Below are 25507 nucleotides of genomic sequence, written 5' to 3'. Positions count from 1 at the left end.
CGTCGGGGAGAAGGATCATGACCTACTCAGGTGGAGGGTACGGGCAGCAGCCGGGCCAGGGGGGCTACGGGCAGCCGGACTACTCGCAGCAGGGCTACGGCCAGCAGGGCTTCGGTCAGCCGGGCCAGCATGGCGGCTACGGCCAGCCGGCTCAGCAGGGCGGCTACGGCCAGCCCGCGCCGCAGGGCCAGCCCGCGCAGCAGGGCTACGGCCAGCAGCCCGATTACTCCCAGCAGGGCTACGGTCAGCAGGGCTTCGGCCAGGGCTACCCGCAGCAGGGCTACGGCCAGCAGTACGGCGGCTACCAGCAGGCGCCGGCCGCACCGTCGAAGCCGCTCGACCTGGCGCTCGTGCTGTCCATCGCCACCGCCGCGCTGGGTGTCATCACTTTCCTCCTGGGCTTCCTCAACTTCTTCGAGCGGACGGTGTCGGCGGGGTCGTTCTCGGCCAGCGCGTCCGCATCCGGCCTCGAGAGCCCGACCGAGCCGCTCCTCGTGCTGCTCCTTGCAGCGGGCATCGCAGCGGGTCTCAGCCTGATCTCGAAGGGCTCGACCGGCCGTACGCCGGCCGCGGCACTCGCCGTCGCCGGCTTCCTCGGCTTCCTCGTCGGCATCTTCTCCTGGGAGAACCTGGCCTACGGCTACTGGATCGCGCTGGTCTTCTCGCTGTTCACCGCGGCCGCCGCGGTCGTGCTGGTGCTCGTCGACGCGGGCATCGTGAAGAACCCGGCCGCCGCGGACACCGCGCCCGCGGACGCCGCCGCGACCGCCACTCCGGCCGCCGCTGAGGCGCAGTCCGCGCCGTCGAACCCGGCCGCCCCGTCCGCGGCCCCGGTCCAGCAGGAGCAGCAGGCGCCGCAGGCGCAGGGCCAGTCGCAGTGGCCGTCCTACGGCGGCTACCAGGCTCCGGCCTCGTCGGGCTACCAGGCTCCGTCGTCGACCCCGTCGACCCCCGCAGCTCCGAGCGCGGGCTTCCCGTCGGGCGCACCGTCGAACCCCGGCGCCTCCGCCTCGGGCGACGAGGTGACCACCGCCTTCGGCCAGGCCTCCACGGCCAGCACGCAGGCCTTCGGCTCCCCGTCGACCCCGCAGCACGGCTCGCACTCGTCGGACGACGAGAACAAGCCGCAGGGCCAGTAGTCCCCGCCTGCGGCGCGCCTGAGACAACATCGACCACTGCGATGTCACAGTGGTGAAGATGATCGACTCAGCGCGCGCCGCCGGGCCGGGCCCGAGCGAGACCCGGCCGCTGTTCGTGATGGCCTTCGGGCCGTCGCTCGTGACCCTCGCGACCACCCTGGTGGTGGGGCTGGGGGTCCTGCTCACCACGTCGACGGGGCTGGGGGCGATCGTCCCGACCGTCGCCGGGCTGTGGCTGGCCGTGCACCAGGTGCCGGTCACCATCAGTGACATCACCCTCGGCGTGCTGCCCCTGATCCCGACCGTCGCCCTGGTTCTCGGCGTCGCCCGGGCCGCGCGGCGCGCCGGCGGCGAGGGCCGCGCGCTCGCCGATCTGCGCTCCGTCCTGCTGTGCGCCATCGCCGGCCCCGCCCTGTTCACCGCCATCGCGCTGGCCGTCGTCAACGACGCCGCCGGGCGGTACACCATCGGCACGCCGCCGCCGCTCACCGCCTTCGTCGCCACCGTCGCGGTGCACTTGGGTGCGGCGCTCCTCGGCCTCGCGCCCGCCTACTGGCGCGACGCCGCCCGGTTCCTCCGCATCCCCGGCTGGGTGGACGACTGCGCCCGCCTCGCCGGCCGGGCGCTGCTCACCTTCGGCGCCGCGGGCCTCGTCATCGTCGTGGTCCGCCTCGTGATCCGCTGGGAGACCGTCTTCGAGCTGGTCCGCTCCGGCAACGACGGCGTCGGCATGGTCTCGCTGGTCGTGCTCTCGCTGCTGTACCTGCCCAACGCGGTGATCGCCGCCGCCGCGCTGCCGCTCGGCGCGACCGTGGACCTCGGCCCCATCTCCCTGAGCGTCTTCTCCGCCGTCCCGGGCCGCGCGCCGGGCGTACCGATCCTCGCGGTTCTGCCGCAGGGGCCGTCGCCCTGGTACCTGCTGCTTCTGCTCGCGGTGCCCGCCGTCGTGGCGGTCCAGGTGGGTCGACGGTGCGCCGCCCGCTCCCTCGACCTCGGGCCGACGGTGACCGCCGTCGCCGCGACCGCGGTGCTGACCGCGACGGGCTTCGCCGCCGCGGCGTTCGTGGCCGGCGGCGAGCTCGGCGGGTTCGGCTACGCCGGCGCCGACCTGTTGCAGGTCTTCGGCTTCACCCTCGGCTGGGTCGGCCTCGTCGGTGTGCTCGCGGCGCTGGTGCTGCAGCAGGCGGGCGAGTCCCGGGCCGTGCGCGCCGCGCGCCGGGCCGCCGAGGAGGCACCGTCGGGCTACACCACCTACGCCGACGAGGCGGACGTGATCGACGACGGCGTGACGGTGGAGATCGAGCCCGCGGACCGCGAGGCCCACGACGACCAGCGCGCAACCGAGGACGAGGCGGCCGACACCGGCGACTTCGATGCCCTCGCCGACCAGCCCACCGAGGAGGTGCGGCCGGCCTCGCGGCAGGCGGTCGGGCCCGCCGCCAGCAAGCGCGAGCGCGACATAGCAGACATCGAGGAACTCGACAGCTACACCTTCGGGCAGTAGCGCGCGGGACCGGCGCTAGGCTGTTGCCGAATCGTCCCTCTGCGATGGAGTGCATCCTGACCACGCCCAGCCCCACGGTCGTGCCGCCGTGCGCGCCCGCCCGGATCGTCGTGCTGGCGTCCGGCACCGGTTCGCTGCTCGAGGCGCTGCTCGCTGCGGCGGCGGAACCAACCTACCCCGGGTCGGTGGTCGGCGTCGTCGCGGACCGGAGCTGCCGCGCGCTGGAGATCGCCGCGGGCGCCGGCGTCGAGTCGGCCGAGGTTCCCGTCCGGGCCTACGAGGACCGTGCCGCCTGGGACGAGGCGCTCACCGCCGCCGTCGCGGAGCTGGAGCCGCACCTCGTGGTCGCGGCCGGCTTCATGAAGATCCTCGGCCCCGCGTTCCTCGCCGCGTTCGGCGGCCGCGTCATCAACGCGCACCCCGCGCTGCTGCCCGCCTTCCCGGGCGCCCACGCCGTTCCCGCCGCCCTCGAGCACGGAGTCAAGCTCACCGGCTCCACCGTGCACCTCGTGGACGCGGGGCTCGACACCGGACCGATCCTCGCGCAGGAGGCGGTCGCGGTGCAGCCGGGGGACACCGAGGAGACCCTGCACGAACGGATCAAGGTCGTTGAGCGCCGACTTCTGACAGAGGTCGTCGCCGCAGTCGCCCGCCAGGGCTACAGCACGGATGGACGAAAGGTCACCATTCCATGAGCAGCAACATCCCGATCAAACGCGCGCTCATCAGCGTGTACGACAAGTCGGGCCTGGTGGAGCTGGCCACCGGCCTGGCCCAGGCGGGCGTCGAGATCGTCTCGACCGGCTCGACCGCGCGCACCATCGCCGACGCCGGCGTCGCCGTCACCCGCGTCGAGGACGTCACCGGCTTCCCGGAGTGCCTCGACGGTCGCGTCAAGACCCTGCACCCCAAGATCCACGCCGGCATCCTCGCCGACACCCGCGTGCCCGAGCACCTCGCGCAGCTGCGGGAGCTGGACGTGAAGAAGTTCGAGCTCGTCGTGGTGAACCTCTACCCGTTCACCGACACCGTGGCCTCCGGCGCCTCCGAGGACGAGTGCATCGAGCAGATCGACATCGGCGGGCCGTCCATGGTGCGCGCCGCCGCCAAGAACCACCCGTCGGTGACCGTCGTGGTCTCGCCCGACGACTACGGCGACGTGATCGACAACGCCCGCCTCGGATTCTCGCTGGAGCAGCGCAAGGCGTTCGCCGCGAAGGCCTTCCGGCACACCGCCGACTACGACGTGGCCGTCGCCTCGTACATGACCAACGTCGTGGCCCCCGAGCCCGAGCAGACGTTCCCGTCGTGGATGGGCGGCACCTGGACCCGTGAGGCCGTGCTCCGCTACGGCGAGAACCCGCACCAGGGTGCGGCCCTGTACGTGGGCGGCGAGAAGTCCGGGCTGGCGCAGGCGCAGCAGCTGCACGGCAAGGAGATGAGCTACAACAACTACACCGACGGCGACGCCGCGTGGCGCGCCGCCCACGACTTCAACGAGCCGGCCGTCGCGATCATCAAGCACGCCAACCCGTGCGGCATCGCGATCGGCAAGGACGTCGCGCAGGCCCACCGCAAGGCTCACGCCTGCGATCCGGTCTCCGCCTACGGCGGCGTGATCGCCGCCAATCGCGAGGTCAGCCTGGAGATGGCCGAGCAGGTCTCGGAGATCTTCACCGAGGTGATCATCGCCCCCGCGTACGCCGACGGTGCGCTGGCGGTGCTGCAGCGCAAGAAGAACATCCGCGTGCTGCTGGCCGAGCCGCCGGTGCTGAGCACCGAGATCAAGCAGATCACCGGCGGCCTGCTCGTGCAGCAGTCCGACGCGATCGACGCCGGCGGGGACGACCCCGCCGAGTGGACGCTGGCCGCGGGCGACCCGGCCGATGAGGCCACCCTCGCCGACCTCGAGTTCGCCTGGCGCGCCTGCCGTGCCGTGAAGTCGAACGCGATCCTGCTGGCCTCCCGCGGCGCCTCCGTGGGCGTGGGCATGGGGCAGGTCAACCGGGTCGATTCGGCGCAACTCGCCGTGACCCGCGCGGGTGACCGTGTGCTGGGCTCGGTCGCCGCGTCCGACGCCTTCTTCCCGTTCCCCGACGGCCCGCAGATCCTGATCGACGCGGGCGTCAAGGCCATCGTGCAGCCCGGCGGCTCCATCCGCGACAAGGAGGTCGTCGAGGCGGCCGCCGAGGCCGGCGTGACGATGTACTTCACCGGGACTCGGCACTTCTTCCACTGATCGGCGCGTCGCGAACGCCTCCGGGGTGACATCATCGCCCCCCGGGGGCGTTCGCCGTTTCCGCCCTCTCGTCGCGCTCGCGACGATCACACGGAGGAGATGTCGATGCAGGTGCCCGCCGAATACCTACCGCTGCTCGAGGCCGCCGTCGGGCCGATGCCCGAGAACGCCGACCTGCCACTGCCGCCCATGGGATTGTCGGTGGAGGAGGAGCGCGAGCAGCGCAAGCGCGACCTCGCCGTGGCCTTCCGCGTCTTCGGGCGGCTCGGCTTCTCCGAGGGCGTCGCCGGGCACATCACCGCCCGCGACCCGGAGGATCCGGGCCTGTTCTGGGTGAACCCGTTCGGCATGAGCTTCAACCAGATCCGCGTCTCCGACCTGATCTGTGTGGATCACAACGGTGTCGTCGTGCACGGGCGGCGGCCGGTGAACCGGGCCGCGTTCGTCATTCACGCGCAGGTGCACGACGCGCGAGCCGACGCCGTGGCCGCGGCGCACGCGCACTCGGTGCACGGCAAGTCCTTCTCGTCGCTGGGCATCCCGCTGGCACCGCTCACGCAGGACGCCTGCGCCTTCTACGAGGACCACGGCGTCTACGACGACTACGCGGGCGTGGTCAACGAGACCGTCGAGGGCAAGCGGGTCGCCGCGGCGATCGGCGACTACAAGGCCGCGATCCTCAAGAATCATGGGCTCATCACCGTCGGCGGCTCGGTGTCGTCCGCGGCCTGGTGGTTCGTGACGATGGAGCGCTCCTGCCAGGCCCAGCTGCTCGCCATGGCCGCCGGGAAGCCGCACGAGATCGATCCCGCGACCGCGCGGCTGACCCACTCGCAGGTCGGCAGCGACGTCGCCGGGTGGTTCCAGTTCCGTCCGCTGTGGGAGCAGACCGTCGCCGCCTCGCCCGACGTTTTCGATTGAGAACAGCCGCAGTCGCGGCGCAATGTGGTGTGTGGGGCGCACGGGGTGTGACCTGCGGTGGCCGAGTCCCCTGTGCGGCCGCCACCCGCCCGCCGGGCCGGGGTCAGTCGCGGGTGAGGTCGTCGAGGAGGGTGACGGCGGCGCGGGCGTACTCGCCGATCCAGCGGTCGTGGATGCGTTTGATGGGGACGGGTGCCAGCGTGAGGTGACGCTCGCGGCCGACCTTGCGGCCGATCACCAGCTCCGCGCGTTCGAGGACCCGCAGGTGTTGCAGCACGGTGGTGCGGTCGAGGTCGGGGAACTGCGCGCACAGGTCGCCGGTGGTGCGCGGCGACTCCTTGAGCACGTCCAGCATGCGCCGGCGCGTGGCGTTGGCGAGCGCCTTGAACACCGCGTCATCCGCATCCTCCGCCGTGGAAGCGGGTGCGTCCTTGCGATCGCTCTTGCGGCCTCCCGAAGACATGTTGTAGTTTTATCACATGTCCGAACTCAACGATCTCTCCTTCACCGTCTCCGGTTACGTGGCGCGCCCCACCGCGCAGGTCTACGAGGCCGTCGCCGACCCGGAGCAGCTGTCCAAGTACTTCACCACCGGCGGCGCGCGCGGCCGGCTGGAGCCGAACACCGAGGTCACCTGGGACTTCGCCGATTTCCCCGGCGCCTTCCCGGTGCAGGTGATCGAGGCGACGCCGCACTCGAAGATCGTGATCCGCTGGGAGGCGGAGAACGCCGTCGCCGGCGACGGCCACACCACCACGACCTTCGAGTTCGCCCCCGTCGACGACGACACCCGCACCCTCGTCACGATCACGGAGTCGGCGTGGACCCCGACCGAGGACGGCGCCAAGGGCGCCTTCGGCAACTGCATGGGCTGGACCGGCATGCTCGCCGCCATGAAGGCGTGGGTCGAGCACGGCATCAACCTGCGGGAGGGCTTCTACAAGTAGCCCAGCGTCGACAGCGGGCGCCCGCCCTGACAAGGTGAAGGCATGTCGGAGACCGCCGCCCTCGCCCGTCGCGCCTACGAGACCGTCGAACCCTTCCACGTCGTCGCGTACTTCAACCCCGGCATCCGGGACGCCTGCCGCGACCTCGGGATCGACCAGCACGCGTTCTACGTCGGCGCCCGCGCCGCGCCGATGGGCGAGGCCAACGCCGCCGTGGTCACTGCGGCGTTCTACAACTTCTCGCCCACCGTCATCGAGAACGGCTGGACGCAGGCGCTCCGGACGGGGCTCGCCGAGATCGACGACCGCCGCTACGCCATGCTCGCCGAGCAGTACGGCACCATCCTCGCCGGCATCGACCCCGCCGAGATCGAGGCACTCGCGCACGGCTTCGGCGCCGTCGTCGACGGCCTGCCCCTCGCGGGTCGTGCGCTGGCCTCCGCGTGGGCCGCGTCGCCCGTACCCGACGCGCCCGCCCTCGCGCTGTGGCGGCACATCTCCGTGCTGCGCGAATGGCGCGGCGACAATCACCTCGCCGAGCTCATCGGCCACGGCCTCACGGGCCTCGAAGCGGGCGTCTTCCACGAGGCGGACCTCCCGGACCCGACGGTCCGCCGCCGCGTCATGGGCCGCCGCTTCTTCCGCATCACGCGGGGCTGGAGCGAGGAGCAGTGGGGCGAGGCCGTCGCCCGGCTCACCGCGCGCGGCCTCGTCGAGGGCGAACCGGAGGAGCACCGTCTGACGCCCGAGGGCATGGCCCTCTACGACGAGATCGAGGCCGGCACCGACGCCGTGAGCGGCGCCGCGTTCGACGACGCCGCGGCGGGTCTCCTCGACCGGATGCGCCCGCTGAGCAAGGCCGTGATCGACGCGGGCATCCTGCCCGGGTCCAAGAAGCAGTAGCCACCGCCTATTCCCGGTTTCGCTGCGGGCGTACTCACTGGGGCGGTGGCCGCGGATCGGCGTAGCGTTGTCTTCCGTGAGCACCGCACGCGCTGATGTACGCACTGACACGCCCGCCGAGCTCCCCGCGACGCTCGGCGAACTCAAGGCCTCCGGCCACGTGTACCGGGGGATCAAGGACGAACTCCGCAACAATCTGCTCGCCGCGCTGCGCGCCGACACCGACCCCTGGGCCGGCATCCAGGGCTTCGACGACACCGTCATCCCGCAGCTCGAACGCGCCCTCCTGGCCGGCCACGACGTGGTGCTGCTCGGCGAGCGCGGGCAGGGCAAGACGCGGCTGATCCGCACCATCGTCGGCCTGCTCGACGAGTGGACCCCCGTGATCGACGGTGCCGAGCTCGGCGAGCACCCGTACCACCCGATCACCCCCGCCTCGATCCGTCGCGCGCAGGAACTGGGCGACGACCTGCCGGTCGCGTGGCGCCACCGCGACGAGCGCTACTCCGAGAAGCTCGCGACGCCGGACACCTCCGTCGGCGACCTGGTCGGCGACGTCGACCCCGTCAAGGTCGCGCAGGGTCGCAGCCTGGGCGATCCCGAGACCATCCACTTCGGCCTCATCCCGCGGGCGCACCGCGGCATCGTCGCCGTCAACGAGCTGCCCGACCTGGCCGAACGCATCCAGGTCGCCATGCTCAACGTGATGGAGGAGCGCGACATCCAGGTGCGCGGCTACACGCTGCGCCTCCCGCTCGACGTGCTGCTCCTCGCGAGCGCCAACCCCGAGGACTACACCAACCGCGGCCGCATCATCACCCCGCTCAAGGACCGCTTCGGCGCCGAGATCCGCACGCACTACCCGCTCGATCTCGAGGACGAGGTCGCGGTCATCGAGCAGGAGGCCGACGTCGTCGCCTCCGTGCCGCAGTACCTCACCGAGGTGCTGGCCCGCTTCACCCGTGAGCTGCGCGAGTCGCCCGCCGTCGACCAGCGCTCCGGCGTCTCCGCCCGGTTCGCCATCGCGGCGCAGGAGACCATCGCCGCGGCGGCGCTGCACCGCGCGGCCGTGGGCGGCGAGGACCTGCCCGTCGCGCGGCCCGTCGACCTGATGACGGTGCCCGACGTGCTGCGCGGCAAGGTCGAGTTCGAGGCCGGCGAGGAGGGGCGCGAGATCGCGACGCTCGCGCACCTGCTGCGCCGCGCGACGGCCGAGACGATCGGCGAGTACCTCTTGGGCGTCGATCTCGGGCCGCTCGTCGAGGCCATCGAGGCCGGCGGGCCCATCGTCACCGGGGACGACGTGACCGCCGACGAACTGCTGGCGAACCTGCCCGAGGTGCCGGTGCTCGCCGAGGTCTACCGCCGGCTCGACGCCGAGTCGCCGGGGGAGCGGGCCGCGGCCGCCGAGTTCGCGCTCGAGGGGCTGTACCTGGCCCGCCGTATCGGCAAGGAGTCCGACGACGAGGGGCAGACCGTCTATGGCGGATAGGCGCGCGCGCACGCGACGCGACCGGCAGGGACGGCGCGGGCACCTCGCCCGGTACCGCCGCTACACCGGCGGGCCCGATCCGCTGGCCCCGCCGGTGGACCTGCGCGACGCGCTCGACGAGATCGGCCGCGACGTGATGAGCGGCGTCTCCCCGCGCCGCGCCCTGCAGGAGTACCTGCGCCGCGGCGGCGAGAACCGCCGTGGCCTGGACAAGCTCGCGGAGCTGGCGAACCGCCGGCGGCAGGAGCTGTTGCAGCGCAACAATCTCGGCAAGACCTTCGAGGACGTGCAGAAGCTGCTCGACGAGGCCGTGCTCGCGGAGCGCAAGGAGCTCGCGCGGGCCCTCGACGACGATGCCCGGTTCCAGGAGATGCGGATCTCCAACCTGCCGCCGTCCGCGGCGCAGGCGGTGCGTGAGCTGGGCGACTACTCGTGGCGCTCGCCCGAGGCCGCGCAGAAGTACGAACAGATCCGGGACCTGCTCGGCCGAGAACTCCTCGATCAGCAGTTCGCGGGGATCAAGCAGGCCCTCGAGGGCGCGACCGACGAGGACCGCGCGGCCATCCAGAAGATGCTCGACGACCTGAACGCCCTGCTGGACAAGCACAACGCCGGCACGGCCACGCAGGACGACTTCGACGCCTTCATGGCCGAACACGGCGACTACTTCCCCGAGAACCCGCGCACCATCGACGAGTTGATCGACGCGCTTGCCCGCCGGTCCGCGGCGGCGCAGCGGCTCTACAACAGCCTCACCCCGGAGCAGCGCGCCGAGCTGGAGGAGCTGTCGCAGGCCGCCTTCGGCTCGCCACAGCTCTCCCAGGCGCTCAGCGACCTCACCGGCAAGCTCATGGACGCCCGCCCCGGCGAGGACTGGTACGGCGGCCAGGAGTTCGAGGGCGATTCCGGGATGGGGTTGGGAGACGCGACGCAGGCGATGCAGGACATCGCCGACCTGGAGTCCCTCGCGGAGCAGCTGAGCCAGCAGCACAACGGTGCCTCGCTCGACGACATCGACCTCGAGGCGCTGCAGCGGCAGCTCGGCGACGAGGCCGTCGCCGACGCCCGGACGCTCGCCGAGCTGGAGAAGGCGCTCAAGGACCAGGGCTACTTCTCGCGGGACCCCGACGGCGCGCTGCGCCTGTCGCCCAAGGCGATCCGGCAACTGGGCCAGTCGATCCTACGAGACGTCGCGCACCGTCTGACCGCGCGCGGCGGGGAGCGGAACACCGCCCGCGCCGGCGCCACCGGCGAGGCCACCGGCGCGAGCCGGGAGTGGCGGTTCGGCGACACCGAGCCGTGGGACGCCACCCGCACCGTGCTCAACGGCGTACTGCGCCAGGCCGCCTCCGGCCAATCGGGCCCGGTCACGCTGGACGCCAAGGACATCGAGGTCACCGAGACCGAGGCGCGCAGCCGCGCGGCGGTCGCGCTGCTCGTGGACACCAGCTTCTCCATGGTGATGGAGGGGCGCTGGCTGCCGATGAAGCGGACCGCTCTCGCTCTGCACCAACTGATCTCGACCCGCTTCCGTGGGGACGACCTCGCGCTCATCGGCTTCGGCCGGTACGCGCGCACGCTCAGCGTCGGCGAACTGACCGGGCTGGACGGTGCGTACGAACAGGGCACCAACCTGCACCACGCACTGCAGTTGGCGCAGCAGCACTTCCGGGCCCACCCGAACGCGCAGCCGGTACTGCTCGTGGTCACCGACGGTGAGCCGACGGCCCACCTGGAACGCAACGGCGAGCCCTTCTTCGACTACCCGCCGCACCCGCGGACCCTCGCGATGACGGTGCGCGGCCTGGACGCCGTCGCCGCGCAGGGCGCGCAGATCACCGTCTTCCAGCTGGGTGACGACCCGGGCCTGACCCGCTTCCTCACCGCGGTGGTGCGGCGCGTGGGCGGGCGGCTCGTCTCGCCCGATCTCGACGGGCTCGGCGCGGCGGTGGTCAGCGACTACCTGGGCAACCGCGTGCGCCGGTAGTCACTTGATCAGCACCTCCACGCCGCCCCAGAAGGCGAAGCCCTTCACCACGATCCGTGGTCCGGTGGGGTCGCCCGTCTGCGGGTTCTTGTGCTCGAACGCGCCCATCACGCCCACGCCCTCCACGTGCACGTTGGCGCCGCGCGGCAGGATGATCTTCACGCCGCCCATCACCGCGTAGGCGTTCAGCGTCACATCGCCGACGAGGAACGTCGCCTCCCGCAGATCGAGCGAGACGCCGCCCCAGAACCCGATCGCGGTGTGCTCGGGCCCCACGGCGACCGGCCCGCGGACCTTGGTCTCCGACATCACGGCCCACTTCGTCTCGCCCATGCGCGGCACGCCCGCGGGCGCGGTCGACGGTGCGCGGTACGCGGGCGTCGCGGTCGTCGACGGGTGCTGCACGGCGGGCAGATCCACGACGAGCCGGTCGAGGTCGGCGAAGGTGCGCGCCGCCACCGCCTGTTGGGAGCGCTCCTCGTACTCGGGGAGCGTGATCTGGCCGAGGCCCAGCGCCTCGGAGAGCATCTCCACGACGCGGTTGCGGTCGACATCGGATGCTCGCAGGACGTCGCGGCGCAGGGGTTCCAACTCGTCGGACATGCCCCCGACTCTAGGCGAAACGGGCAGGTGTCCGCTCCCAGCTGGGAGCCGAACTCCCCGCAGAACGCCGATGTCCCCCCAACAGCGGTTGAGGGGACATCGGATGGAGTCGGGGGTGCCGGCTCCCGGCCGGGAGCGGATGCCCGGTATCAGAGCAGGCGGCCCACCACGGGGAGGCGCTTGAGCAGGAGCGCGATGCCCGAGGGCTGGCCCTTCTTCGGTGCCGTCTTCTGCTCGGCCTTCGCCACGTCCTTCGACGGTGCCTCGGCCTTCGCCTTCGGCGCGGCCTTGGCGTCCGCCGCGGCGGCGGGCTTCGAGGTCTTCGCGTCGATGGAGGCGGGAGCCTTACTCTTGGCGGCGGCGTCCTTCTGCGCGGCGATCGGGGTGATCTTCGCCTCCGACGCCTTGACCGGTGCCTTCTTCGCCGCGGGCTTGGCGGCCGGCTTGGTCGCAGCCTTCTTCGCGGCGGGCTTCGCCGCGGTGCTCTTGGCAGCGGCGGGCTTGGCGGCGGTGGTCCTGGCCGTCGCGCTCTTGCCGGCCGTGCTCTTCGCGGCGGTCTTGGCCGCGGACTTCGCCGGAGCCTTCTTCGCGGGTGCCTTCTTCGCGGGTGCCTTCGTGGCCGGGGCGGCCTTCTTGGCGGCCGGGGTGGCCTTACCGGCGGCCTTCTTGGCCGGGGCCTTCGCCGCCGACGATGCGGCGGACTCGTCGGCGGCCGGCTTGTCGGTGGCTGGCTTGTCGGCGGCCGGCTTCGCGGGCGCGGCGCCGTCGAGGCCGAGCACGGCCCAGGCGTCCTCCCAGGCGGCGACGGCGTCGGCGGTCACGGCGAGGTTGGTGTTGGCGGTGAGCGACTTGCCCGGGTTCTTGCCCTCCCACGCGGCGGCGAGCTTGGCGACGTGCGCGGCGTAGTCGGCGGCCGGGGCGAGCGCGATCGGCGCACCGTCGGACAGGTCCACGAGGGCCCACGCGGTCACGGGGGCCTTGGCGACGGCCTCGCTCTTGCGGGCCTGCCACGCATCGCCGGTGGTGGCCTTGACGCGGAGCGTCTCGGTGCGGCCGTCGGCTGCGGTCACGGTGACGAGGGTGGTGCTGCCCTTCGTGGTCACCTCTGCCTTGCCCCCGCGGGCCTCAACGGCAGAGACGAACACGTCGACGGCGCGCTGTGCGGCGGTCTGAGCCATGGGGTCTCTCCTGGGTTCGGTTCGTAGCGCGCCGTTCAGCGCCCTACTCGTGGCCTTATTAACCCACGAGTAGTTTCGCCGACCCAAGCCGAAACGGACGTCACAGGCGTAATGTGACCGGGTCGTCCGTCACATTCGTCAGGTGAGAAGGACCGCGATCAGCATGATCGCCGGGATCGACAGGGCCGTTGTGATAAGGCCGGCATCCCGCGCGAGGATCACGCCGCGGTTGTATCGCAGGCCGTAGACCAGCACGTTCTGCGCCGTCGGGAGGGCCGCGGTCACCGTCTGCGCGAGGAGGGCGTGGCCCGACTGCCCGAACAGGAACCGCGCCATCGCCCATGCCAGCACGGGCATTGCGATCATCTTGAGCGCGGTCGCCAGGGCGATGTCGCGGCGCGGCGCCGCGCCCTTCTGCAGCACCCGCACGCCGCCGAGGGAGAGGCCGAAGACGATCAGGGCCATGGGGACGGACGCGTCGCCGAGCAGCTTCACCGGGCTCATCAGCCAGTCCGGCGGGTGCCACCGCGTCAGCGAGATCGCGAGCCCGATCAGCGCGCCGACCACGATCGGGTTGAGCAGTGGGGTCACGACGGTCCGCCACAGCGGTTGCTTCGGCCCCGTGCTCTCGCGTGCCTCCGCGAGGTCGAGCACGGTCAGCGCGATCGTCGAGAAGACGAGGATCTGGAACAGCAGCAGCGGGGCGACGTACGACGTGTCGTGCAGCACGAAGACCGCGATCGGGATGCCGAGGTTCGAGGAGTTCACGTAGCTCGAGGCGAGGGCGCCGATGGTCGCGTCGCCCGTCGGCCGGCGCCAGAGCACGCGCACGACCACGTAGTACACCGCGGCGATCGCCAGCGCGGATCCCGCGCTCACCCACAGGCGCGAACTGAACAGCACGGCGACATCCGTCGTGGCGAGCGCGTGGAGGAGCAGAGCGGGTGTGAGCAGGTAGAACACCAGCAGCGAGAGCTGCTTCTCCGGCTCCTCGCCCAGGACCTCCAGCCGGCCGAGGAGCCACCCCGCCGCGATGATGATCGCGATCACGGCGAAGCCGGCCAGCACGGAAGTCACGGGCGAAAAGGTTACGCGATCGAAGTATCGCCTCGCCCGGACGGTCGGGGCTCCCGAAACCGGCCCTCAGCTCGCACAGGACGGAGCATTTGCATCGTGCTGGTGCTGGAGGCCGGTTTCGGACGCCTGCTACTTCTTCGAGGAGTAGGGGAGCAGCGCCATCTCGCGGGCGTTCTTCACCGCCGCCGCCAGCTTCCGCTGGTCCTGCGGGGACAGCCGCGTCATCGCGCGCGAGCGCAGCTTCCCGCGGTCGTTGAGGAAAGTGCGCAGGTAGGTGACGTTCTTGTAGTCGAGGGCGCCCTCGGGCACGCGGACGAGGCCGCGCCGCGACGCAGGAACACGGGTCGGTTTGCGCGCCATCACCAGCTCGACTTCCGGACGCCGGGCAGCTGACCGTCGTGCGCCATCTGCCGCACCCGCACGCGCGAGAGCCCGAACTTGCGCAGGTGCCCGCGCGGGCGGCCGTCCGCTGCGTCGCGGTTGCGGACGCGGGTGGCCGAGCCGTCGCGCGGCAGCTTCGCCAGCGCGCGCACGGCCGCGGCGCGGTCGTCCGGGTCCGTCGACGGGTGCGCGATGGTCCGCTTCAGTGCGGCCCGCCGCTCGGCGTACCGCGCGACCAGTTCCTTGCGCCGCTCGTTCTTGGCGATCTTCGCGGTGGTGGCCATCAGCGCTCCTCCCGGAAATCGACGTGCCGGCGGACCACCGGGTCGTACTTGCGCAGCACCATGCGGTCGGGGTCGTTGCGACGGTTCTTCCTGGTCACGTACGTGTACCCGGTGCCGGCGGTCGACTTGAGCTTGATGATCGGACGGATCTCGTTGCGGGCCATTTACAGCTTCTCCCCTCGGGCGAGGATCTCGGCGACCACCGCGTCGATGCCGCGGCGATCGATGGTCTTGATGCCCTTCGTCGACACCCGGAGCACGACGGTGCGACCGAGCGAGGGCACGTAATAGCGGCGACGCTGGATGTTCGGGTCCCAGCGGCGGTTCGTGCGCACGTGACTGTGCGAGACCCGCTTGCCGAAGCCGGGCGCCCGGCCCGTCACCTGGCAGTGTGCGGACATGCTTCTCCTTCTTGCGAATGATTGTCGATAAGGTAACGTACTGGAAATGGGAATCATTTCCAAGAGAACCCCGGTCCTGCTCCTGACCGGCTTCGGCGGGCAGGAGCGCGCGCTCGAACTCGCCGAACCCGGCACCGTCGTCGTGCACCACGACCTGTCCGGCCTCCGAGAGGGCCTGGTCGTGCGGTCGGAGGCCACCGTCCGGCCCGACGGGACGGCCGAGGAGCGTGTCGCGCTGCTCGAACTCGCCCACGGTTGCGTCTCATGCACGCTCCGCGAGGACCTCCTGCCGCTGCTGCGCACGCTGCACCGGCGGGCGAGCGTCCGGCGCATCGTCGTGCGGCTCGATCCGATCCTCGAGGCCGACGCCGTGCGGCACGCCATCGAGCACGTGATCGTCGAGATGGTCGGTGCCGTGCGGGGGCCCGCGGCGCGCGACGTCGAGGTGACCGGCACGATCGGCTTCGTCGACGGCGCGACCTGGCTCGACGACGCCCTCGGCGAGGAGGAGGTGGGGGAGCGCTTCGCCGTGCCGGACGACGACGAGCGCACCGTCGCACAGCTGGCCGTCGGGCACGCGCAGAGCGCCGACCTGCTGGTCGTGACCGGCGACAGTCCCGACCCCGCGCGCCTGCGCGCCGTGCTGCGCCGCCTCGCGCCCGGAGCCCCGATCGCCCGCGAGCGCGTCCCGCTGGACCGGCTCGTCCCGCGCCTCGGAACGCCCCGCCCGCCGATCGAGCCCTTCGGCCCGCTGCTGCCCGGCTGCCCTCCGCTCGACGCCGACGGCGACGTCCGCCTCATCGAGTTCAGCGCCCGCCGCCCGCTGCATCCGGGCCGCTTCCACGAGGCGATCGACGTGCTGCTCGACGGCGTCGTCCACGCGCGGGGCCGCATCTGGCTCGCCACCACGCCCGACGAGGCCTTCTGGCTGGAGTCCGCGGGGGCGGGCCTGCGCGTCGGCGCGGCCGGACGGTGGCTCGCGGCCGGCGGCGACGGTACGCCCGAGCGGTGGGCGATGGCGTCCGCGGCGTGGGACGAGACGTACGGGGACCGTCGGACCGACCTGGTGGTGCTCGCCGCCGGGGCCGACCCCTCCCGCATCGCCGAGACCCTGCGGTGGGCCGAACTCACCCCCGCGGAACTCGCCGCCGGCCCCGAGGAGTGGGCCGGCTGGCACGACCCGTTCGGCGCGATGCACGCCGACCCGTGCGAGGACCTCGCCCCGGCCCCGGGGCGCGACGAGATCGATGAGGAGATGTCATGAAGCAGGGAATCCACCCGGAGTACCGTCCGATCGCGTTCCAGGACGCGTCCACGGGGAAGGTGTTCGTCACGCGCAGCACCGCGACGTCGGAGCGCACCGTCGACGTCGACGGGGTGACGTATCCGCTGATCGTGGTGGACGTGACCAGCGACTCGCACCCGCTGTGGACGGGGAAGCAGCGCGTCATGGACACCGCCGGGCGGGTGCAGAAGTTCCAGGAGAAGTACGCGCGTTTTGGCGGGCGCGTGTCCAACCGGTAGACTTCAGTGCTTGTGACGTTGGAAGCCTCCCGGGCTCGCGTCGAGAGCTTTTTTCGTCAAGACCGATAGGAAGAATCATGGCTGTACCGAAGCGCCGTATGTCGCGGGCGAACACGCATGCTCGCCGCTCGCAGTGGAAGGCGAACAACCCCGAGCTGCAGGCCGTGCAGGTCGGCGGCCGTACCCACCTGGTTCCGCGCCGCCTCGTGCGCGCCGCGAAGCTGGGTCTGGTCGATCTCGACCGCCGCTAAGACGTTCTTTCCCTCAAGAGCGGGTCGGCTGGTGCCGGCCCGCTCTTGAGGTGTATCCGAAGGGGCCCACGTGCTGCTGGCGGTGCTGAACCACGCGGGGATCGCGGTCTTCGCCGCCTCCGGCGCGCTCATCGGCGTCCGCAAGCGGCTCGACCTGTTCGGCGTGTGGACCCTCGCCGCGCTCACCGGGGTGGGCGGCGGCGTCGCCCGCGACGTCCTGCTGGGCATCCACCCACCCGCCTCCTTCCAGGGCTGGGAGAACATCACCACCGCCTCGATCGCGGCGGCGTTCGTCTTCGTCTTCCACCCGCAGTTCGGGCGGCTCCGCAACTCCGTGCTCGTGCTCGACGCGATCGGCATGGGCGTCTTCTCCGCCACCGGCGCCCTGACCGCGCTGCACCACGACGCGTCGCCCTTCGCCGCCGCGCTCATCGGCATCACCACCGCCCTCGGCGGCGGCGTGCTGCGCGACATCCTGGTCAACGAGGTGCCCCTGCTCATCCAGGAGCGCGACCTCTACGCGATCCCCGCGCTCACCGGCGCCGCCGCGACGGTGCTCGCCGCGTCGTGGGGCGCGACGGACTCCCGGGCGCTCCTGGTCGGCGCCGTGCTGGCCTCCGGCTTCCGCCTCCTCGCACTGTGGCAGGACTGGCGCGTGCCGATCGCCCCCGAGGACGTCGCGGGCCGATTCGTCGGGGCCTGCAAGCGCGCGCTGCGTCGGTAGCGGTCAGGCAGGCCGACGGTCCGCGCTCGCGTGGTGCGATGCCGCTCCGCCCGCGAGTCCTGGCCCCGCTCGGTTGTCCTCGCTCCGCTCGGTTGTCCTCGCTCCGCTCGGGTGTCCGCTCCCAGCTGGGAGCCGACCTCCCCGTCGAAATGTGGTGTCCCGCCAGCTGCTGTGGAGGGGACAGCAGCCCGCGGCGGGGACTCCGGCTCCCTGCTGGGAGTGAAACGTGCAGGAAGCAGAGGTTCGACGGTCCGCTGCCCGTTGTCGCCGGTCGGCGACCGCGCTGCGCTGAGTACGCCCCGGCCGACGTGCGCAAGGGGGCTGTGGACAACCGCGTTCCTGTGGAGGGATCGGCCTATTCGAGGTCACGCAGCGGAGTCGCGGACCTGTGTCGGCGCATTCTGCTCGGCATGAGGGGGTTGAGGACACGGGCGGTGATGATCGCCGAGGGGTGGACGGACGACACAATCAGAAAGGCGATCAAGGCGAAGAAGCTGCGCCGGGTGTGGGCCGGTGTGTACACGGAGCGGCCCGTCGGAGAACGGTGGGAGGAGGCGGCGTTGACGGTGGTCGCCGCGGGCCTGGCCGGCGATCACGGCGTGATCAGTCATCAGAGCGCCGCGGTGCTCCACGGCCTGCCGATGCTCCACGCGGACTTCACGAAGGTGCACACCACGGTGAACGGCAAGCACGGCGGTGGCCTCGTCAGCAGGAACCGGCACGTGCATCCGCGGCTGCTGCTACCGGGCGATGTGATCACCGTCGAGGGCCTGCTCGTGACGTCGCGCGCACGGTCCACCGTCGACACCGCGCTCGGTGGAACCTACGAGCAGGCGCTGGTGGTGTTCGACGGTGCGCGGCGGGTCCGGCGATATCCGAAAGCCGGTGATCCGCGGCCGGTCGCCGTCGACGAGCTGCGGGCCGTGCTGGACCGGCTGGGCGCGGTCCGCGGCCGCGCGACGGCGCGCCGGGCGCTGGATGATTCGTGCGACGTGTGCGAATCGGCAGGGGAGTCGTGGTCGCGGGCGCGGATTCTGGAGTGGGGACTCCCGCTACCGGAGCAGCAGAAACACTTCCGCATCAACGGGCGCACCTATTTCGCCGACTTCCAGTGGGGGCACGTCATCGGCGAGTTCGACGGGGACAAGAAGTACGACTCCGATGCCGCCCGGCGCCGCTACGAGAAGCGGCGCGACAGTGACTTCGCGACGATCGGAATGACTGTGTGCCACTGGACCTGGGAGGACCTAACCGATCGGCTGCGATTCTTCAAGATCCTCACGACTGCGTTGAACAACGGCGGGATTATCGGAGCGGTGCCGCCGTTCCCCGGCTGACCGCAACCAGCGGCTCCCAGTGGGGAGCCGCGCTCCCTGGCCTTGGCTGCTGTCCCGTCGACTGCAATCAGGGGGAGTCCAGCTGACTATGGGGACACCGGCTCCCCACTGGGAACCGGGAGCCAGGGGGGCGGGCCCGGCGCCGGACACGAGCCCATTAAGCCAATTCACACACGACTTCGGTAAGACTGTGGACTATGCGAATTCTGGTGGTCGACGACGATCGTGCGGTGCGGGAGTCCCTGCGCCGCTCGCTGACCTTCAACGGGTACCAGGTGGATACCGCCGTCGACGGGCAGGACGCGCTCGATCACATCGCGAGCAACCGGCCGGACGCGCTGGTCCTGGACCTGAACATGCCGCGGGTCGACGGCCTCGAGGTGTGCCGCCGGCTCCGCAGCGCGGGTGACGACCTGCCGATCCTGGTGCTCACCGCCCGCGACGCCGTGAGCGACCGGGTCAGCGGCCTCGACGCCGGTGCGGACGACTACCTGCCCAAGCCCTTCGCGCTGGAGGAACTGCTGGCCCGGATGCGGGCGCTGCTGCGTCGCGCCGCACCCGAGGCCGGCGCCGACAACGAGGTGCTCCGCTTCGAGGACCTCAGCCTGGACCCGGCCACCCGTGAGGTGCTCCGCGGTGACCGGAACATCAGCCTGACCCGCACGGAGTTCAGCCTGCTCGAGATGCTCATGAGCAATCCGCGCCGCGTGCTCACCCGCAGCCGGATCCTCGAGGAGGTGTGGGGCTACGACTTCCCGACCTCGGGCAACGCGCTGGAGGTGTACGTCGGCTACCTGCGCCGCAAGACGGAGGCCGAGGGCGAGAGCCGCTTGATCCACACCGTGCGGGGGGTCGGCTACGTCCTGCGCGAGACCCCGCCGTGATGCGATGACGGTACCCAGGCACGCACGTCCGGAGGCCAAGGACCGGCAGGTCCGGGACCGGCGCGCCGCGTCCGACCCGGGCGCGCGGCGCCCCATGCGCGACCCGAACCCGATCACCCGCAACGTCAGCTTCCGCTGGCGCGTCACGCTGCTGGCCGCGGCCGTCGTGGGCATCGCGGTGGCGCTGATGGCGGCGTCGGCGTTCTTCGTGGTCAAGCGCGCGATGTACGCGGACGTCGACAACCGGCTGCAGCAACAGGTGGATTCGGTGGCGCCGGCGATGAGCTCGCCGGTCACGCAGTTCACCACGGTGATGATGATGCTGATGTTCCGGCCGGACATGTCCGTCAACCGGACGATGGTCGTCTACCCCGACGGGACGCCGTACCACTCGGGACCGTCGGGCCAGGTGCCGATCGGTGATCAGGAGCGGCAGGTCATCGAGGGGAAGTCGCCCGAGTCCCTGAGGTCCGTCGGCGACACCCGCGTCATGGCCCGACGCCTCGACAACGGCGTGACGATCCTCGTGGCCGAGGACCTCACCCCGACGAAGAACCTGCTCAGCGAGCTGGGCACGGTGCTCATCGTGGTGGGCGCGTGCGGCATCGTGCTGGCCGCGATCGCGGGCACCGCCGTCGCCCGCGGCGGCCTCAGACCCGTGCAGCGGCTCACCGAGGCCGCGGAACGGGTGGCGCGCACCGACGACCTGACCCCGATCCCGGTGACCGGCCGCGACGAGCTGGCACGCCTGACCACGAGCTTCAACACGATGCTGCAGGCCCTCGCCGACTCGCGCGACCGGCAGGCCCGCCTCGTCGCCGACGCCGGCCACGAGCTGCGGACGCCGCTCACGAGCCTGCGGACCAACGTCGAGCTGCTCGTCGCGGCGAACCAGCCGGGCGCGCCGCCCATCCCCGAGGACGACATGAAGGAGCTCTCCGACGACGTCCTCGCCCAGGTGGAGGAGCTGACCACGCTGGTCGGCGACCTCGTCGACCTCGCCCGCGAGGACGCGCCGGAGGCGGTCAACGAGGAGATCGACCTCGAGGAGGTCCTGCAGAAGGCCGTCGAGCGCGTGGAGCGCCGCCGCCCGACGGTCCGCTTCGAGGTCGCGAGCGCCCCCTGGTACGTCTACGGCGACCAGGCGGGCCTCGGGCGGGCCGTGGTCAACGTGCTCGACAACGCCGCGAAGTTCTCCCCGGACGGCGGGGTCGTGCGGGTCGAGCTCGCGGAGATCGGTGTCGCCCGGGCGGCGCTCAGCGTGGCCGACAGCGGACCGGGCATCCCGGAGGAGGATCGGGAGCTGGTCTTCGAGCGGTTCTACCGTTCGATGGCGAGCCGGTCGATGCCGGGCTCGGGCCTGGGACTCGCCATCGTCAAACAGGTGGTGGAGCGGCACGGCGGGTCGGTCGCGGTCGGCACCGCCGACGGTGGCGGCGCGCTGGTGCGCCTCGAGATCCCCGGCAGCCCCGTCGCGGGCGGGCGGGCACCGCAGGTGGTGCAGCGGGAACCCCGGCTGCGCCTGCGCCGAGGCAGATGAGGGATTCTTGGTCCCGGGGAAGTGACAATCTGCTCACAGGCACTTCACAGCAGCCGTATGCAGTCTGGGCGGGTAAGTACACGAAGGAGGGGGCTCCATGACCGAGGGTCCGCAGAATCCCTATCAGCAGGGGCAGCAGGCGGGACAGTACGGCCAGCAGCCGGGCCAGGCGTCGCAGCCCGGCCAGCAGGCGCCCGGCCAGCAGGCGCAGCCGGGGCAGTACCGGCCCACGCAGCAGTACTCGGGTGCCTACCCGGCACCCGGCGGCGGACCGTCGGGCTATCCCGGGCCGGGTGGCCTGCCCGCGGTGACCACGACGCCCCCGCCCGCGCGCGGCCCCCGGATGGGCGCGCTGGTCGCGATGGGTGTCGCGATCGCGCTGATCGCGTCGCTGCTGTCGGTGACCGGGGCGTACCTGGTGTGGGGCAAGCACGGCTCGACGTCGACGGTGACGGTGTCCGGGGGAGACGCTCCGCCGGTGGTGAAGGGGTCGGTGCAGGACGTGGCGCAGAGCGTGCTGCCGGCCGTGGTGTCGATCGACAACCAGGCGGGCTCCTCGGAGACCTCGGGCTCGGGCGTGGTGATCACCGCGGACGGCAAGATCGTCACGAACAACCACGTCATCGCCGGGAACGGCAAGCTGACGGTGGCCTTCCCCGACGGCAGCGTGAGCAACGCCGCGGTCGTGGGCGCCGACCCGATCACGGACCTCGCCGTGATCCAGACGGACAAGCGCGATCTCAAGCCCCTCGCCTTCGCGGACAGCGGCAAGCTGTCCGTCGGCCAGGAGGTCGTGGCGGTGGGTGCCCCGCTGGGGCTGGCCGGCACGGTGACCAGCGGCATCGTCTCGGCCCTGAACCGCCCGGTGCCCACCAGCGGCAAGGACGACGATCAGGCGACCGTCATCAACTCGGTGCAGACCGACGCGGCGATCAACCCGGGCAACTCGGGCGGCGCGCTCGTGGACATGACGGGGCGGCTCGTGGGGATCAACTCGTCGATCCTGACGCTCGGCAGCTCCCGCATCACCGGCCAGCAGAGCGGCAGCATCGGGCTGGGCTTCGCGATCCCGTCGAACCAGGTGCAGCGGATCAGCAAGGAGCTGATGGATTCGGGGAAGGCGACGCACGCGGCCGTGGGCATCACGGTGGATCCGCGGGCCTCGGTCAGCCGGCCGGGCGCGCTGGTGGTGGAGGTCTCGCCGACGGGCGGCTTCGGCCGCGCGGGCATCCCCAAGGGGGCGCTCGTCACGAAGATCGACGATCTCCAGATCAGCGACGGCTACGGATTGATCGGAGCCGTGCGCGCGTACCCGCCGGGGGCTACCGTGACCGTTACCTACCTCGACAGCCCGAGTAGTACGAGTCCGGTGACCAAGCAGGTGACGCTCGATAAGTTGGACAAGTGACTGAGGAGTCGAAGATGACCGCGGAGATGAGCCAGAGCCGAGCAGCGGATGCGGAGTGGCTGGAGGACGAGGTCCTGGACGTGCCGGCCCTCGACGACACGGCCCTCGACGGTGCCGGCGTGATCGGCCGCGCCCTGGTGGTGGTGGTCGACGATCACCTGCAGCCCGGTGCGTCGCGCGCGTCCGGCGCGGGGAAGTCGGTCGGATCGCTGGTGACGGAGCTGCTCGAGGAGGCGGGTTTCGAGGTCGACGCGGTCGTCGTGGTCCCCGCCGAGGAGGTGGACGTGCGCAATGCGCTGAACACCGCCGTGATCGGCGGCGTCGACCTGGCCGTGACCATCGGCGGCGTGGGCGTGGGTGCCCGCGATGTGACGCCGGAGGCCACCGAGGAGATCCTCGACAAGAAGCTGCCCGGCATCTGCGAGGCCCTGCGCTCGTCGGGCCTGGCGGCCGGCGCGACCGACGCGGGCCTCTCCCGCGGGTTGGCGGGCGTGTCCGGCAGCACCGTGGTCGTGAACCTCGCCAGCTCCCGCGCGGCGATCCGCGACGGCATGGCGACGCTGACCCCGCTCGCGACCCACGTGATCCGCCACATCGCGGGCGGGGACGACCAGGCCCGGTGATGACCGAGCCCGGCGATCCCACTCCGCGGAAGTACTCCGCGCGCGATATCGCGCGAATCTTCGGGGACGTCCTGCCCTCGCAGACCAAGGACGACCTGCCCGACGACGCCGCACCCCGCCCGGGTGCGGCGTCGCCCGTTTCCGGGTCCGACGGTGACCCGACCGAGCGCTGGTACCGCGAGAACCGCCCGCCACACCACGGCGGGTAGGGCGCATGGAACTGCAAATCTGCTGGTAGTGTGACTAAGGACACGGCTGCGCTGTGAAACGGTCAGGTTACGGCTCTGGTGTATCTGAGTGAACTCTAAGTAGGAAGCCCACCCTAAGTTCCTTGCAGGTAGGTGCCGGTTTTCGGTGAGTGCAGCCTAATAAGTGCTGGTTGACGCATGGGTCGTAGATTTAAAATAGCAATGCGTAACTTCACGAATTCTTCATTTACGAAGATCGAAAGCGTTGCGCGACCCGGAAAGCTGAGGATATGCTCCGCGGGAACCGAAGGTCAGCGAAGACTTCCGGGGAACCGATAGTGATCTCGGCCTGAGACAACGGCCGGGATTCGACCCGCGGCTGGGTGAGCCTCCGGGTCGGCGCTCCTACCGGAGCGGCACACCATGATTCCTGGTGAGGGGAACGAATGAGCAAGATGAGCAAGGTTGCAGGGCGCGCTGGCGTCGTTGCGATCGCGGTGGCCGCGGCCGCCTCGGTCGCGGCTGGATCGGCTAACGCCGGCCCGCTGCCGGACGGCCAGAAGACCGTGCCGGCCCCCGCGGGCTGGAGCGTCGTCCTGAAGTCGACGGGCAACGTCGCGAAGATCCAGGGCTCGCTCGCGACGCCCCAGTCGCGCAGCGCCTGGTACTCCTCCAACGGCTCGGTGACTGTGAAGGCGCCGGCAGATGCGAAGGACATCCAGGGCAAGCTGGGCGTGGGTGTCATCGTCGGTTGCCAGTTCCCCGGTCAGATCGGCGGCGGCATCGACGTGACCGGCCCGAGCGCCGGCCTGGGCATGTCGGGCCCGAGCCTCGGCATCGGCGGTGTGTCCGGCTCGCTGGGGATCCCCCTGACCCCGGGCGCGACCAACAGCGTCTCCGGCTACAGCCGTCAGGATCAGCTGGGCTCGACGGACTCCATCAAGTTCACCAAGCCCGGTACCTACAACGTGACGATCAAGGACCAGAACGTCGACGTGAAGTTCTGCTCGGGTTACGCGCAGGCTCGCGTGGTGACTTGGGTTGAGATCAAGGGCAGCAACCGTGTTCAGGGCTTCCTGTACGGCGCGCCGTTCTCGCTGGGCTGATCCATTCCACTGACCTGACTCTCTTGTCCGCCCACGGGCGGCGAACCTTGAAGGAACTTTCATGAAGAAGATCGCGATCCGCGGCGCCGCCGTTGCCGCCGCGGCTGGCGTGGCGATGGGTGCTCTCTCCACTGGGGCTGCCAACGCCGACACGTTCATCCCCCTGCCCAACAACTCGTCGTCCGCCAAGATCGGTGATGCCACCGTCACGGTGACGATCACGAACCAGAGCGCGAAGCTCTCGCCGGGAATGGTGGCGCTCCCCACGACCCGCAACGCCTGGGTCTCGGGTGTCGTGTCCGCCAAGATCAACGGCGGCAAGGCCGATGGCGGCTCGATCCAGGCCGGCTACGCCGTCGGCTGCCAGGTGGACGTGGGCTCGGCGAGCATCAACCTCGGCGCCAAGGGCGGGGTCAACAACGACAAGGGTGCTGCATTCGATAGCAGTGGCTGGGTCGGCTCGCCCTCCGTGTCCGGGTCGACCGGTGGCAGCATCAAGCTCGCCGCGGGCAGCGTCGGCACCCAGATGCTGACCTATGACCGTGCCACCTGGCCGCAGCCCGGCGATGAGGTCGCGCCCGACTGGGCCGATCCCAGCACCGGCTTCAAGTTCAAGGGCTCCTCGGGCTCGCTCGCTTACACCGAGCAGACCATCGGTGTGGACGGCTGCGCCGGCTACGCGCAGGCTCGTTTCTTCGCCAAGGTCAAGGCGAAGGTCGGCAACTCGCAGGGCACCGTGATCCTGTGGGGCAAGCCCTTCACCCTGGGCTGATCTCTGGCCGATGCTAGAAGGCGGTGTCCATCGGGCACCGCCTTCTGCGTCTCACCAGTTTGGTACCAACGTACAAATCGAGCGCGGCGCCGAC

29 protein-coding genes are annotated in these 25507 nt (G+C 71.2%); 21 read left to right on the top strand and 8 right to left on the bottom strand.

Features of this window, described 5'->3' with window-relative positions:
* Window positions 1-17: 17 nt before the first annotated feature.
* The 5 genes from ELY19_RS03195 (at window position 18) to ELY19_RS03175 (ending at window position 5803) form a co-directional block, all read left to right on the top strand.
* Complete coding sequence (locus ELY19_RS03195; protein WP_126194912.1) at window positions 18-1139, top strand: DUF5336 domain-containing protein; 1122 nt, start codon at window positions 18-20, stop codon at window positions 1137-1139.
* Window positions 1140-1197: 58 nt separating this feature from the next.
* On the top strand, window positions 1198-2643 hold the full coding sequence (locus ELY19_RS03190; RefSeq protein ID WP_126194911.1) for a cell division protein PerM: 1446 nt from the start codon (window positions 1198-1200) through the stop codon (window positions 2641-2643).
* A 44-nt stretch (window positions 2644-2687) separates the two neighbouring features.
* Window positions 2688-3338 carry a phosphoribosylglycinamide formyltransferase gene (gene purN, locus ELY19_RS03185; protein ID WP_126194910.1) on the top strand — a complete coding sequence of 217 codons (651 nt, stop codon included), beginning with the start codon at window positions 2688-2690 and terminating at the stop codon, window positions 3336-3338.
* Entirely contained in the window at window positions 3335-4882 is a 1548-nt protein-coding gene (purH, locus tag ELY19_RS03180; RefSeq protein WP_126194909.1) for a bifunctional phosphoribosylaminoimidazolecarboxamide formyltransferase/IMP cyclohydrolase, read from the top strand. Before purN ends, purH begins: the two co-directional genes overlap by 4 nt.
* 156 nt (window positions 4883-5038) lie before the next feature.
* A complete protein-coding gene (locus ELY19_RS03175) occupies window positions 5039-5803 on the top strand; it encodes a class II aldolase/adducin family protein (protein WP_126198669.1) in 765 nt (254 codons plus the stop codon).
* Window positions 5804-5906: 103 nt separating this feature from the next.
* Here ELY19_RS03175 and ELY19_RS03170 read toward each other — a convergent pair whose 3' ends face one another.
* Window positions 5907-6266, bottom strand: a complete 360-nt coding sequence (locus ELY19_RS03170; RefSeq protein WP_126194908.1) for an ArsR/SmtB family transcription factor — start codon at window positions 6264-6266, stop codon at window positions 5907-5909.
* Between the two features lie 16 nt (window positions 6267-6282).
* On the opposite strand from ELY19_RS03170, the gene ELY19_RS03165 reads away from it, so the two are divergent.
* The 4 genes from ELY19_RS03165 to ELY19_RS03150 all read left to right on the top strand — a co-directional run bounded on the left by ELY19_RS03165 (window position 6283) and on the right by ELY19_RS03150 (window position 11132).
* Window positions 6283-6750: an SRPBCC domain-containing protein gene (locus tag ELY19_RS03165; protein WP_126194907.1), complete on the top strand. Its 468-nt coding sequence runs from the start codon at window positions 6283-6285 to the stop codon at window positions 6748-6750.
* A 42-nt stretch (window positions 6751-6792) separates the two neighbouring features.
* Window positions 6793-7653, top strand: coding sequence for an SCO6745 family protein (locus ELY19_RS03160; protein WP_126194906.1), 861 nt, complete (start codon window positions 6793-6795; stop codon window positions 7651-7653).
* A gap of 76 nt (window positions 7654-7729) precedes the next feature.
* The gene (locus tag ELY19_RS03155; protein ID WP_126194905.1) at window positions 7730-9145 is read left to right on the top strand and encodes a sigma 54-interacting transcriptional regulator; all 1416 of its coding nucleotides are present in this window, start codon (window positions 7730-7732) and stop codon (window positions 9143-9145) included.
* Window positions 9135-11132 (top strand): vWA domain-containing protein, encoded by a 1998-nt coding sequence (locus ELY19_RS03150; RefSeq protein ID WP_126194904.1) that lies wholly within the window; start codon window positions 9135-9137, stop codon window positions 11130-11132. The genes ELY19_RS03155 and ELY19_RS03150 overlap by 11 nt, the downstream gene beginning before the upstream one ends.
* On the opposite strand, the gene ELY19_RS03145 is transcribed toward ELY19_RS03150, so the two are convergent.
* The 7 genes from ELY19_RS03145 to rpmB all read right to left on the bottom strand — a co-directional run bounded on the left by ELY19_RS03145 (window position 11133) and on the right by rpmB (window position 15056).
* A complete protein-coding gene (locus ELY19_RS03145) occupies window positions 11133-11735 on the bottom strand; it encodes a DUF1707 SHOCT-like domain-containing protein (RefSeq protein ID WP_126194903.1) in 603 nt (200 codons plus the stop codon).
* 149 nt (window positions 11736-11884) lie between these two features.
* Window positions 11885-12913 (bottom strand): hypothetical protein, encoded by a 1029-nt coding sequence (locus tag ELY19_RS03140; RefSeq protein ID WP_126194902.1) that lies wholly within the window; start codon window positions 12911-12913, stop codon window positions 11885-11887.
* Between the two features lie 138 nt (window positions 12914-13051).
* On the bottom strand, window positions 13052-13990 hold the full coding sequence (locus ELY19_RS03135) for an AEC family transporter (protein ID WP_126194901.1): 939 nt from the start codon (window positions 13988-13990) through the stop codon (window positions 13052-13054).
* A 129-nt stretch (window positions 13991-14119) separates the two neighbouring features.
* Window positions 14120-14350 (bottom strand): 30S ribosomal protein S18, encoded by a 231-nt coding sequence (gene rpsR, locus ELY19_RS03130; RefSeq protein WP_126194900.1) that lies wholly within the window; start codon window positions 14348-14350, stop codon window positions 14120-14122.
* Window positions 14350-14655 carry a 30S ribosomal protein S14 gene (rpsN, locus tag ELY19_RS03125; RefSeq protein WP_126194899.1) on the bottom strand — a complete coding sequence of 102 codons (306 nt, stop codon included), beginning with the start codon at window positions 14653-14655 and terminating at the stop codon, window positions 14350-14352. The genes rpsR and rpsN overlap by 1 nt, the downstream gene beginning before the upstream one ends.
* Window positions 14655-14819: a 50S ribosomal protein L33 gene (gene rpmG, locus ELY19_RS03120; protein ID WP_126194898.1), complete on the bottom strand. Its 165-nt coding sequence runs from the start codon at window positions 14817-14819 to the stop codon at window positions 14655-14657. Before rpmG ends, rpsN begins: the two co-directional genes overlap by 1 nt.
* The gene (gene rpmB, locus ELY19_RS03115) at window positions 14820-15056 is read right to left on the bottom strand and encodes a 50S ribosomal protein L28 (RefSeq protein ID WP_126194897.1); all 237 of its coding nucleotides are present in this window, start codon (window positions 15054-15056) and stop codon (window positions 14820-14822) included.
* A gap of 46 nt (window positions 15057-15102) precedes the next feature.
* Between rpmB and mrf the strand changes: the two genes are divergently transcribed.
* From mrf to ELY19_RS03055, 12 genes are all read left to right on the top strand, one after another.
* The gene (gene mrf / locus ELY19_RS03110) at window positions 15103-16320 is read left to right on the top strand and encodes a ribosome hibernation factor-recruiting GTPase MRF (protein ID WP_197715974.1); all 1218 of its coding nucleotides are present in this window, start codon (window positions 15103-15105) and stop codon (window positions 16318-16320) included.
* Window positions 16317-16580, top strand: coding sequence for a type B 50S ribosomal protein L31 (locus ELY19_RS03105; protein ID WP_126194896.1), 264 nt, complete (start codon window positions 16317-16319; stop codon window positions 16578-16580). Before mrf ends, ELY19_RS03105 begins: the two co-directional genes overlap by 4 nt.
* Before the next feature lie 77 nt (window positions 16581-16657).
* Window positions 16658-16831 carry a 50S ribosomal protein L32 gene (gene rpmF, locus ELY19_RS03100; RefSeq protein WP_013127873.1) on the top strand — a complete coding sequence of 58 codons (174 nt, stop codon included), beginning with the start codon at window positions 16658-16660 and terminating at the stop codon, window positions 16829-16831.
* A 70-nt stretch (window positions 16832-16901) separates the two neighbouring features.
* Window positions 16902-17555 (top strand): trimeric intracellular cation channel family protein, encoded by a 654-nt coding sequence (locus tag ELY19_RS03095; RefSeq protein WP_126194895.1) that lies wholly within the window; start codon window positions 16902-16904, stop codon window positions 17553-17555.
* A gap of 410 nt (window positions 17556-17965) precedes the next feature.
* Window positions 17966-18892, top strand: coding sequence for a hypothetical protein (locus tag ELY19_RS03090; protein ID WP_126194894.1), 927 nt, complete (start codon window positions 17966-17968; stop codon window positions 18890-18892).
* 197 nt (window positions 18893-19089) lie between these two features.
* Window positions 19090-19776: a response regulator transcription factor gene (locus ELY19_RS03085; RefSeq protein ID WP_126194893.1), complete on the top strand. Its 687-nt coding sequence runs from the start codon at window positions 19090-19092 to the stop codon at window positions 19774-19776.
* Between the two features lie 4 nt (window positions 19777-19780).
* Complete coding sequence (locus ELY19_RS03080) at window positions 19781-21316, top strand: HAMP domain-containing sensor histidine kinase (protein WP_164711496.1); 1536 nt, start codon at window positions 19781-19783, stop codon at window positions 21314-21316.
* A 97-nt stretch (window positions 21317-21413) separates the two neighbouring features.
* Complete coding sequence (locus ELY19_RS03075; protein ID WP_126194892.1) at window positions 21414-22724, top strand: S1C family serine protease; 1311 nt, start codon at window positions 21414-21416, stop codon at window positions 22722-22724.
* Window positions 22721-23347: a MogA/MoaB family molybdenum cofactor biosynthesis protein gene (locus ELY19_RS03070; protein WP_374101495.1), complete on the top strand. Its 627-nt coding sequence runs from the start codon at window positions 22721-22723 to the stop codon at window positions 23345-23347. The genes ELY19_RS03075 and ELY19_RS03070 overlap by 4 nt, the downstream gene beginning before the upstream one ends.
* Entirely contained in the window at window positions 23347-23556 is a 210-nt protein-coding gene (locus ELY19_RS03065; protein ID WP_126194891.1) for a hypothetical protein, read from the top strand. Before ELY19_RS03070 ends, ELY19_RS03065 begins: the two co-directional genes overlap by 1 nt.
* 425 nt (window positions 23557-23981) lie before the next feature.
* The gene (locus ELY19_RS03060; protein WP_126194890.1) at window positions 23982-24641 is read left to right on the top strand and encodes an MspA family porin; all 660 of its coding nucleotides are present in this window, start codon (window positions 23982-23984) and stop codon (window positions 24639-24641) included.
* A gap of 61 nt (window positions 24642-24702) precedes the next feature.
* Complete coding sequence (locus ELY19_RS03055; protein WP_126194889.1) at window positions 24703-25413, top strand: MspA family porin; 711 nt, start codon at window positions 24703-24705, stop codon at window positions 25411-25413.
* Window positions 25414-25507: the final 94 nt, after the last annotated feature.

This window comes from Tsukamurella paurometabola, assembly GCF_900631615.1.
Classification (GTDB): Bacteria; Actinomycetota; Actinomycetes; order Mycobacteriales; family Mycobacteriaceae; genus Tsukamurella; species Tsukamurella paurometabola_A.
Note: the sequence above shows the minus strand (reverse complement) of the source record. Positions and strands in the feature narration are given on the sequence as shown.

Coding starts and splice junctions, on each gene's coding strand:
- ELY19_RS03195 (WP_126194912.1), top strand. CDS start 18: ATGACCTACTCAGGTGGAGGGTACGGGCAGCAGCCGGGCCAGGGGGGC.
- ELY19_RS03190 (WP_126194911.1), top strand. CDS start 1,198: ATGATCGACTCAGCGCGCGCCGCCGGGCCGGGCCCGAGCGAGACCCGG.
- purN (WP_126194910.1), top strand. CDS start 2,688: ATGGAGTGCATCCTGACCACGCCCAGCCCCACGGTCGTGCCGCCGTGC.
- purH (WP_126194909.1), top strand. CDS start 3,335: ATGAGCAGCAACATCCCGATCAAACGCGCGCTCATCAGCGTGTACGAC.
- ELY19_RS03175 (WP_126198669.1), top strand. CDS start 5,039: ATGCCCGAGAACGCCGACCTGCCACTGCCGCCCATGGGATTGTCGGTG.
- ELY19_RS03170 (WP_126194908.1), bottom strand. CDS start 6,266: ATGTCTTCGGGAGGCCGCAAGAGCGATCGCAAGGACGCACCCGCTTCC.
- ELY19_RS03165 (WP_126194907.1), top strand. CDS start 6,283: ATGTCCGAACTCAACGATCTCTCCTTCACCGTCTCCGGTTACGTGGCG.
- ELY19_RS03160 (WP_126194906.1), top strand. CDS start 6,793: ATGTCGGAGACCGCCGCCCTCGCCCGTCGCGCCTACGAGACCGTCGAA.
- ELY19_RS03150 (WP_126194904.1), top strand. CDS start 9,135: ATGGCGGATAGGCGCGCGCGCACGCGACGCGACCGGCAGGGACGGCGC.
- ELY19_RS03145 (WP_126194903.1), bottom strand. CDS start 11,735: ATGTCCGACGAGTTGGAACCCCTGCGCCGCGACGTCCTGCGAGCATCC.
- ELY19_RS03140 (WP_126194902.1), bottom strand. CDS start 12,913: ATGGCTCAGACCGCCGCACAGCGCGCCGTCGACGTGTTCGTCTCTGCC.
- rpsR (WP_126194900.1), bottom strand. CDS start 14,350: ATGGCGCGCAAACCGACCCGTGTTCCTGCGTCGCGGCGCGGCCTCGTC.
- rpsN (WP_126194899.1), bottom strand. CDS start 14,655: ATGGCCACCACCGCGAAGATCGCCAAGAACGAGCGGCGCAAGGAACTG.
- rpmG (WP_126194898.1), bottom strand. CDS start 14,819: ATGGCCCGCAACGAGATCCGTCCGATCATCAAGCTCAAGTCGACCGCC.
- rpmB (WP_126194897.1), bottom strand. CDS start 15,056: ATGTCCGCACACTGCCAGGTGACGGGCCGGGCGCCCGGCTTCGGCAAG.
- mrf (WP_197715974.1), top strand. CDS start 15,103: ATGGGAATCATTTCCAAGAGAACCCCGGTCCTGCTCCTGACCGGCTTC.
- ELY19_RS03105 (WP_126194896.1), top strand. CDS start 16,317: ATGAAGCAGGGAATCCACCCGGAGTACCGTCCGATCGCGTTCCAGGAC.
- rpmF (WP_013127873.1), top strand. CDS start 16,658: ATGGCTGTACCGAAGCGCCGTATGTCGCGGGCGAACACGCATGCTCGC.
- ELY19_RS03090 (WP_126194894.1), top strand. CDS start 17,966: ATGAGGGGGTTGAGGACACGGGCGGTGATGATCGCCGAGGGGTGGACG.
- ELY19_RS03085 (WP_126194893.1), top strand. CDS start 19,090: ATGCGAATTCTGGTGGTCGACGACGATCGTGCGGTGCGGGAGTCCCTG.
- ELY19_RS03080 (WP_164711496.1), top strand. CDS start 19,781: ATGACGGTACCCAGGCACGCACGTCCGGAGGCCAAGGACCGGCAGGTC.
- ELY19_RS03075 (WP_126194892.1), top strand. CDS start 21,414: ATGACCGAGGGTCCGCAGAATCCCTATCAGCAGGGGCAGCAGGCGGGA.
- ELY19_RS03065 (WP_126194891.1), top strand. CDS start 23,347: ATGACCGAGCCCGGCGATCCCACTCCGCGGAAGTACTCCGCGCGCGAT.
- ELY19_RS03060 (WP_126194890.1), top strand. CDS start 23,982: ATGAGCAAGATGAGCAAGGTTGCAGGGCGCGCTGGCGTCGTTGCGATC.
- ELY19_RS03055 (WP_126194889.1), top strand. CDS start 24,703: ATGAAGAAGATCGCGATCCGCGGCGCCGCCGTTGCCGCCGCGGCTGGC.